This window comes from Acidisoma sp., from assembly GCF_035492295.1.
In the GTDB taxonomy this organism is placed as follows: Bacteria; Pseudomonadota; Alphaproteobacteria; order Acetobacterales; family Acetobacteraceae; genus Acidisoma.
Genome location: NZ_DATJJK010000039.1, coordinates 1 through 5273, shown reverse-complemented (window position 1 = coordinate 5273; position 5273 = coordinate 1). Strand labels below are relative to the sequence as shown.

General features: G+C 65.3%; 5 protein-coding genes. 1 reads left to right on the top strand and 4 read right to left on the bottom strand.

Annotated features, from left to right (window positions below):
* The 4 genes from VL752_RS02750 to VL752_RS02735 form a co-directional block, all read right to left on the bottom strand.
* On the bottom strand, positions 1-650 hold a 650-nt coding region (locus VL752_RS02750), incomplete at its 3' end, for a M20/M25/M40 family metallo-hydrolase (protein ID WP_325352207.1).
* A gap of 181 nt (positions 651-831) precedes the next feature.
* On the bottom strand, positions 832-1212 hold the full coding sequence (locus VL752_RS02745) for a hypothetical protein (protein ID WP_325352206.1): 381 nt from the start codon (positions 1210-1212) through the stop codon (positions 832-834).
* Positions 1213-1736: 524 nt separating this feature from the next.
* On the bottom strand, positions 1737-4565 hold the full coding sequence (polA, locus tag VL752_RS02740; RefSeq protein WP_325352205.1) for a DNA polymerase I: 2829 nt from the start codon (positions 4563-4565) through the stop codon (positions 1737-1739).
* Positions 4566-4590: 25 nt separating this feature from the next.
* Positions 4591-4794, bottom strand: coding sequence for a zinc-finger domain-containing protein (locus tag VL752_RS02735; RefSeq protein WP_325352204.1), 204 nt, complete (start codon positions 4792-4794; stop codon positions 4591-4593).
* 45 nt (positions 4795-4839) lie between these two features.
* Between VL752_RS02735 and VL752_RS02730 the strand changes: the two genes are divergently transcribed.
* The coding region (locus tag VL752_RS02730) for an alpha/beta hydrolase (RefSeq protein ID WP_325352203.1) at positions 4840-5273 on the top strand (434 nt) is incomplete at its 3' end.

Below are 5273 nucleotides of genomic sequence, written 5' to 3'. Positions count from 1 at the left end.
ATGTAGACGAGGTAATTGCTATGGGTCACGGCAGCGATCGCCGTGCCCTTCGCCTCCAGTTCCGGTCCCTGCTCGACATGCAGTTCGATGTAACTGTCCAGCGGCCGGCCGCCGACCGGCTCCTCGCCGCGATAGCGGATGCGCGCGAGTTCTGCGCCGAAGGTCCGGCCCTCGCGATCCTGCGCCGCATAGGCGGCGTCCAGCGGCACCGCACCGCCGAAGACGCCGGAGCCCATGAGGCCGGGAGCAAAGCGCGCGCCTTCCTCGTTGGTCCAGTTGACGACCTCGATTGCGCGCCGGGTAACGATCCCCGCACGGTCGATGGCGCGGGCGGACTCCAGCGCCGCCAGCACGCCCAAGGGGCCATCGAACTTGCCACCGGGCGATTGCGTGTCGAGATGGCTGCCCATGAGCACGGGCGGCAGATCCGGCTCCGTACCCTCGCGACGCGCGAACATATTGCCCATGCCGTCTACCCGAACGGCGAGGCCGGCATCCTCGCACCAGAGGCGGAAGAGATTGCGGGAAGCCGCATCCGCGTCCGTCAGCGTCAGACGGTCGCAACCGCCTTGCGTCGTCGCACCGAGGCAGGCCATGGCCATTAAATCCTGCCACAGCCGGTCCTGATCGATCTTCGGTGCATTGCTCATGAGGCGATCCCTGACCCGCCCAGGCGCACACGCGCCCGGCCCGACCGCCAACCGGTAGCATGCGCCGCCGCCAAGGCAAACCGCGTCAGCCGCAGCGTTGCCTTGGCACGGGCAGATCAAAATGATCGATCAATCGGAAATCGTGGTGACGCTTCGGGCGGCACGCCTGATCGGCAGATCGTCAGACCGAATTGCTACGGTGGCAGAGACGGGCCCAGAGCGTATCGAAAGAAGGATCGCGCCCTTCGATGACGGTCTGGGTGCTATCGCCGGCCACCGAGACGAAGCGCATGCCGCCCAACTGGCCACCGGGGATGGTCCCGCAGAGGCTCATGACCTGACCGGCGCTTTTGTGCACGTAGCTTTGCTGGAAATCGGCAAAGGCGGGATTGGCCAGCGCCAGACGCACGGCCCGCATGCCGTTTAGCCAAACCCCACGCTGCACCGGATCAGTGACCGCGGCGGGTGGTGGCGCCGACATCACGGTGACAGCCGCCGGTGTGTCGCTAACTATCGGGTCCGCCATTAGCTTGAAGTGCGCGGCGTAGGCGACCGAGAGCATGAGGGGGGCGGCAACCAGAGCGAGCAAGAGACGGTGACTGCCGCGGGTCGCAGCCTTCCTACGGCTAGACTTGCGCAACGGAGCTACGGCAGGAGCAACCGGATTCTCAAGACTGCATTCCGGGCAAACTTTGCAGTTTGACCGAATTTCCGACTCACACCACATGCAGCTCGCCAAGCCCATCGCGCCACCTAAATTGGACCAAAGCCGAAACCGTTTAACCCTTGCGAACTAATTAAGACCGCACATTCCGGTTGTGTATTCACAATTGCGCAAGCCCCAATTTTTTTGGTCCTAGACCCAAATAGGTCTAATTCTCGCGCTTTTTTCGTGGGGCAGATTAAACCAAGTTTAACTTTTGGGGCAATGGGTCTCCGACTGCGCCAATCTCATCCACTCGACAGGAGAGAGCACGAATTTGTGTTGGCGTTGATAGCGGCACTGCATCGGGCGAATGCAACCCAGGCCGAACCGACCTGAAACGATCTCAGAGCAATCTCACGCCGAAAAAAGCCCAGGAAAGGTCAGTGAGCCTTGGCCCAGCTCGGGCCGATCCCGGTTTCCACCACCAGCGGCACCCGAAGCTCCGCCGCTTCCTGCATCACCCTGCGCACAATCTCGGCCGTGGCGGCAGCCTCTGCCGCAGGCGCCTCGAACATCAGTTCGTCATGCACCTGCAGCAGCATGCGAGCGGAGAGGCCCGCCGCCCTCAGCGCCGCGGGTAGCCGCACCATCGCCCGCTTGATGATGTCGGCGCCGCCCCCCTGGAGCGGGGCGTTGATCGCCTGCCGCTCGGCATAGGCGCGGCGGGCGCCGTTCTTGTCCGCGATGCCGGGGATCCAGCAACGTCGGCCGAAGGGGGTGAGGACGAAGCCGTTCCGCCGCGCCTCCTCCTTGGTCTGCTCCATATAATCCCTGATGCCAGGATAGCGTTCGAAATAGGCCTCGATATACCGCTTGGCCTGCCCGGCTTCGATCTGCAGCTGACGGGCAAGGCCGAAGGCGCTGATACCGTAGATGATGCCGAAATTGATCGCCTTGGCGCGGCGTCTGGTCAGGCTGTCCATCCCCGCCATCGGCACGCCGAACACTTCCGACGCCGTGCGGGCGTGGATGTCCTCCCCGTTGCGGAAGCTTTCGCGCAGCACCGGCAGATCCGCGACATGCGCGAGCAGCCGCAGCTCGATCTGCGAATAGTCGGCGCTGATCAGGAGGTTCCCCGCCTCCGCCACGAAGGCACGACGGATGCGCCCCCCCTCCTCCGTGCGGATCGGGATGTTCTGCAGATTGGGTTCGGTGGAGGAGAGCCGGCCCGTCGTCGTTGCGGCCATGGCGAAGCGGGTATGGACCCGCTTGGTGATCGGGTCGATCTCCTCGATCAGGGCATCGGTATAGGTGGATTTGAGTTTCGCGAGCTGCCGCCATTGCAGAAGGCGTTCGGGAAGTTCGTGGCCCTGATCTGCCAGATCCTGCAGCACGGAGGCATCCGTGCCCCATGCGCCGGTCTTGTTCCGCTTGCCGCCGGAAAGATTCATCTCGTCGAACAGAACCTCGCCGAGCTGCTTCGGGCTGCCGAGATTGAACGGGCGACCAGCAAGCTTGTGGATTTCCACTTCCTGGGCCGCCATGCGCTCGGAGAAATCGACTGAAAGCCGGCGCAGTTCGGCGGCATCGACCGAAACCCCCGCCTGTTCCATGGCGAGCAGCACGGGAACCAGCGGCCGCTCCATGAGTTCGTAAAGGGCGAGTGACTTTGTCTCCCTCAGGCCGGGCCTGAGGGCATGCCAGAGGCGGAGCGTGATGTCCGCATCCTCCGCCGCATAGGCGGTTGCGCGGTCGAGCGGAACGGTGGCGAAGGTAACGCGGGCGCGCCCGGTGCCGGTCGCGGCCTCCAGCCCCATCGCCGCATGCCCAAGATGAAGCTCCGACAATTCGGCCACTGAATGGCCGTGCCGCCCGGCATCCTGGGCGTAGGAAATCAACATCGTGTCGTCGAGCGGGCTGGTGCCGGCTGGCACCCCTGCCCGTTCCAGCACCGCCAGATCGAATTTCGCATTATGGAAGATTTTCAGCACACCCGGATCGGCGAGGACGGGAACCAGAGCGGCGACCGCCTCTCCCGGGTCGATCTGCCCTGCCTCCAGAGACGCGCCCGCCAGGAGATCATGCCGCAGCGGCACATAGGCCGCGCGGCCAGGGCGTACGGCCAGCGCAAGGCCGACCAGGGCGGCCCGCACGGCATCAACGCCGTCGGTCTCCACCCCGATGGCAAGCAGCCCTTCCCGCGTCGCCTCGGCGAGAAATGCCTTCAGGATCTCGAGGCTGTCGATCGTCTGATAAGGGCCGAAGCCCGCCTTGTCGCCAGTGGCACGGGCCGCGTCAGGCTCGGGATGCGGGGCGGGCGCGCCGAAGGGGGCGCTGCGATCCACACTCTCCATGGACTTCGGCGGCACCGGCGCGCGGCCCGTCTCCATGCCGAGACGGGTCGCGATGGAGCGGAACCCCTGCTGCGCCAGGAAGGGCTGCAGCCTCTCCTGGGTCCATTCCCTGGCGAGCAGCGCTTCCACTGGCTTGGGCAAGGGCACATGATCACAGAGTTCGACGAGCTTGCGGGAAAGCCGTGCGGCCTCGGCATGCTCGATCAAAGCATCGCGCCGCTTGGAGGGTTTCATGCCGTCCTGGGCGGCCGCGAGAATCGCTTCCAGGGACCCGTATTCGGCCATCAGGGCGGCGGCTGTTTTCGGCCCGATGCCAGGCACGCCCGGCACATTGTCCACCGAATCGCCAATCAGCGCCTGAACCTCGATCACGCGGTCCGGCGTGACGCCGAACTTCTCCAGCACCTCCGCCTCACCGATCGGCTTCTGCTTCATCGGATCGAGCATCTCGACGCCCGGGCGAATGAGCTGCATCAGATCCTTGTCCGATGAGACGATGGTGCAGCGCCCGCCGAGACGGCCGACCTCAGCCGCATAGGAAGCGATGAGATCGTCCGCTTCCCAGTCATCGAGCTCGATCGCCGGCACGTCGAAAGCCTCGGTCGCTTCGCGGACAAGGGCGAATTGCGGAATGAGGTCATCGGGCGGCGGCGGCCGGTGCGCCTTGTAGTCGTTGTAAAGCCGGTTACGGAAGGTCATCCGCCCGGCGTCGAAGATCACGGCGAAATGGGTGCCGACATGATCCTTGAGCAAGCGCGCCAGCATATTGGTGAAGCCGTAGACGGCATTTACCTGGGTGCCGTCCGGCCGGTTCATCGGCGGGATGGCGTGATAGGCGCGGAAGATGAAGCCCGATCCGTCGATCAGGATCAGGTGCAGCGGCGAGGCAGCCTCGGCTGGCGGTGCGTCGGTCATGGTCTCTCTGATCCGCAGGCCAGGCTCAATGCCCCTCGGCCGCGGGCTCGCCGCTCAGCACGAATAGACGAGAGCAATAGGGGCACATGGTCTGCTCTGGGCCGCCCAGCATGCCGGGAATGCGCAAATAGACCTTGGGATGGCCGAGCTGGCCGCCGGTGCCCTCGCAGCTCACCACGTGTTCGTTCACCTGCATGATCTCGATCGGCTTCGTGAGAGTCTGGCTCATACTTTCCTCTTTGGCGGCAGGACCGGTGGATGATAGCGATGCGGCGTGCGCCGAACCATCCCCCCTGCCCCGCTGTTTGCCCGCCTCCGTGCCCCCATCGTCGCGATGGGCCTCGCGCTGTCGCTCGCGGGGTGCGCCGTGCCCCATCCGGACAAGCCGCTACCGCCGATCCCGCCGGTCGTGACCGACGGTGCCTTCACCATGAGCGATGGCGTGCGCCTGCCCTATCGCGAATGGCTACCCCCCGGAGAACCCGGCACCGTCGTGCTCGCTTTGCATGGCATCGATGACAGTCGCGACGCCTGGGAGAAGCCAGGGCCGCTGTTGGCCGCCCAAGGGATCGCGGTGATCGCCCCGGATGAGCGCGGATTCGGCGCGACGGCGGATCGCGGCGTCTGGCCCGGGACCGCGCAGATGCTCGCCGACGCCCGCGCCATGGCGCTCGATCTGCGCCTGCGCTACCCGGACGCCCGGCTCTA

Excerpts from the sequence above, each read along its gene's own strand:
- VL752_RS02745 (WP_325352206.1), bottom strand. The coding sequence starts at position 1,212 with ATGCTCTCGGTCGCCTACGCCGCGCACTTCAAGCTAATGGCGGACCCG.
- polA (WP_325352205.1), bottom strand. The coding sequence starts at position 4,565 with ATGACCGACGCACCGCCAGCCGAGGCTGCCTCGCCGCTGCACCTGATC.
- VL752_RS02735 (WP_325352204.1), bottom strand. The coding sequence starts at position 4,794 with ATGAGCCAGACTCTCACGAAGCCGATCGAGATCATGCAGGTGAACGAA.